3 protein-coding genes are annotated in these 2,299 nt (G+C 59.0%); all 3 read left to right on the plus strand.

Annotation, left to right across the window (positions count from 1 at the left end):
- The first annotated feature begins 299 nt into the window (after positions 1 to 299).
- From WBG04_RS21585 to WBG04_RS21595, 3 genes are read left to right on the plus strand one after another with little or no spacing between them, the layout of a single operon-like run.
- Positions 300 to 1,631: a hypothetical protein gene (locus WBG04_RS21585; protein ID WP_424316885.1), complete on the plus strand. Its 1,332-nt coding sequence runs from the start codon at positions 300 to 302 to the stop codon at positions 1,629 to 1,631.
- A complete protein-coding gene (locus tag WBG04_RS21590; protein WP_424316887.1) occupies positions 1,624 to 1,830 on the plus strand; it encodes a DUF433 domain-containing protein in 207 nt (68 codons plus the stop codon). The genes WBG04_RS21585 and WBG04_RS21590 overlap by 8 nt, the downstream gene beginning before the upstream one ends.
- Before the next feature lie 3 nt (positions 1,831 to 1,833).
- Positions 1,834 to 2,151, plus strand: coding sequence for a DUF5615 family PIN-like protein (locus tag WBG04_RS21595; RefSeq protein WP_424316889.1), 318 nt, complete (start codon positions 1,834 to 1,836; stop codon positions 2,149 to 2,151).
- Positions 2,152 to 2,299: the final 148 nt, after the last annotated feature.

Below are 2,299 nucleotides of genomic sequence, written 5' to 3' on the forward strand. Positions count from 1 at the left end.
GGGCTCTTCCAGTCTTTGGTGTAGGCCCCTCGAAACACCATGCCCCCAGTCCAGACGAACTGGACTGGGGGCGTGGCGGACCGGGAGGGATTCGAACCCTCGGTACCCTCGTCAGAACTGACTGAGGATGAGGGGGAAGAGGGGCGATGTAGAGGTCAATCATCCCCCAAATCATCCCTCAAGGCTGGGACTGATGGTCCTGAGTTGGCCGAAATTGGCGAGGCTTGGCCAATGCTAAGCCCTGAGATCCGGCGGGCCGTCCTGGCGATTATTCGGGCCAGTAGGGGGGAGGGGAATTCGTGAAAGAGCCACCCCCCGACGATGAAAAAGGGGTCGCCCGTGCTGCAACACCGACGACCCCGGATCGAGCTTCGACGGAAAATCAAATCTCCCGGGAAATTTATCCTGCGGCCATGGCTCAGGTCAAGGCGTGGAACGCCGATGCCGGGGCGCTCGTCAGAGCGCCCGGCGCGGCTTCCGCGCTTGAAACGCTCAGGGCACTGGCGAGCTCTCGCGCCGAGGCATTCTACTTCGTTCTGTGCCAGGCGCTCACCGGCCGCGAGATCGACGGCGAGGTGAAGAAGCGGCAGGACGACGCAAGGGAACTGCTGGTCACTCAGTCCTTCCGTATTGCCGATGCCTTGGAATCGCAGGGGATCCGCGCCTACGGACCCTCAAAACTCTCACTGGTGGGTGTGCTCTCGGGCGAATCCATCGAGATTCCGGACTTCCGGAACATCGTTTTCATTCCCTTGGTCGCGCAACGGAAGCGAAACCAGATGCTCAAGCAGTTGGAATACTTCGTCCAAGCTCACCCGTTCTCGCGCATGTGGGTTTTCACCACGGGGGAGCGGACTCCGCTTCATGCGATTCGCGACCGAATCGGCTGGTTGCATCGGCGGATTTCGAAACTCAACGCCCAGCCATTCATGCAGGCTGCAGGTGCGTCGATCGTGTTTCGCTCGACCGAACTCGGCGAGATTTCCCGTGACGAGTCGGATGCGCCGACCTTTCACGTTCATGCGCACGTGATCGTCCATCTCAAGCGAAAGCTGCAACCGGCTGCCTGGCGGCACCTCCTCGCCTCGGTTCGGGGTTGGTGGCGGTTTCACTTCAAGGAGGCCAGGCAGGTCCACAAAGTCCGGGAAACCTGCAAGTATGTGGTGAAGCCCGCCGAGCTCGAGGAGCTCAAGGCACCCGAACTGGTGGAGCTGCATCACCAACTGTTCCGCCTCCATCTCGTCCAGTGCCTGGGCGAGTTGAAGGGCCAGCGCAAAGAGCTGGAGGAGACACGGCGCTGCCTGGTTCGAATTCCAGGAAAGGAGCTGACCCAGTTGAAAGCGCTGCCGAAGTGGAACGGTGGAGGTTCCCGAAAGGAACTCGATGAAAGGCCGAAATTCCACGACAAGCCTCCTCAGGACTGGGTGGTGGCGAACCTTCCTCCCTCGAACGTCCTCACCACCCGGGCCGAACCGGTGGCGGTTGTCATGAACTACACGGGTGGCGATTTCCCAACGAATCGCCGGGTTGCGGCGCTTCGGGAAATCTGCGGTCCCTTGTTTCCGAGTGAGTCAGGAAAGAAGAAATTGCCGGATGATCGTCGGGGAGTTAGATTACCAACGAATGAATGAGGTTGTGAGAGATCCTGAAATTCTGGGCGGTGTGCCTGTCTTTCGAGGAACGCGTGTTCCGATCCGGAATCTCTTCGATTATCTCGTGAGCGGAAGTACGGTGAAGGATTTCCTCGAAGACTTCCCGTCGGTATCGTTTGAGCAGGTGCGCCAAATGCTGCAAGCCGCCGAGGTCGCGATGGAAGGTCAGGCCGCTTGATCCATGAAGGTGATCCTCGACGAGTGCCTGCCGAAGCGGTTGGCCGGGCATCTGGAAGGCCACCAGGTGACGACGGTGGTCCAAGCGGGATTCTCAGGTCTTAGCAATGGAAGACTGCTCAGCGCCATTCAGGACGACTTCGAGGTGTTCGTGACGATTGATTCGAATCTCGAGTATCAGCAGGCCCTCAAGGATCGACCCATTGGGGTGATCGTCATCCGCTCGATTAGCAACCGCTTGGAGGATTTGTTGCCACTGGTTCCGAAGATTCTGGAATCGTTGGACGGCCTCAGGCCGGGGGAGGTTTCGCATGTCGGATGAGTTTCGATTCACGGGAGTCAGAAATGTCGATTCTTCGGAGAAGAAAAGACATGGATGCTCCCAGAAAGCGGAGGGTCGGCCGGTCAAGTGGACTAGGGGTCGGGTGTCGAAAAGGTTCCACTTGATGGGGTGACCCGGAGCTTTAACG

Origin of the sequence: Haloferula sp. (assembly GCF_049672945.1) — a bacterium.
Taxonomy (GTDB): Bacteria; Verrucomicrobiota; Verrucomicrobiia; order Verrucomicrobiales; family Akkermansiaceae; genus Haloferula.

What these genes read in the sequence shown, in the direction of transcription:
- WBG04_RS21590 (WP_424316887.1), top strand. Translation starts at nt 1,624, where the DNA reads ATGAATGAGGTTGTGAGAGATCCTGAAATTCTGGGCGGTGTGCCTGTC.
- WBG04_RS21595 (WP_424316889.1), top strand. Translation starts at nt 1,834, where the DNA reads ATGAAGGTGATCCTCGACGAGTGCCTGCCGAAGCGGTTGGCCGGGCAT.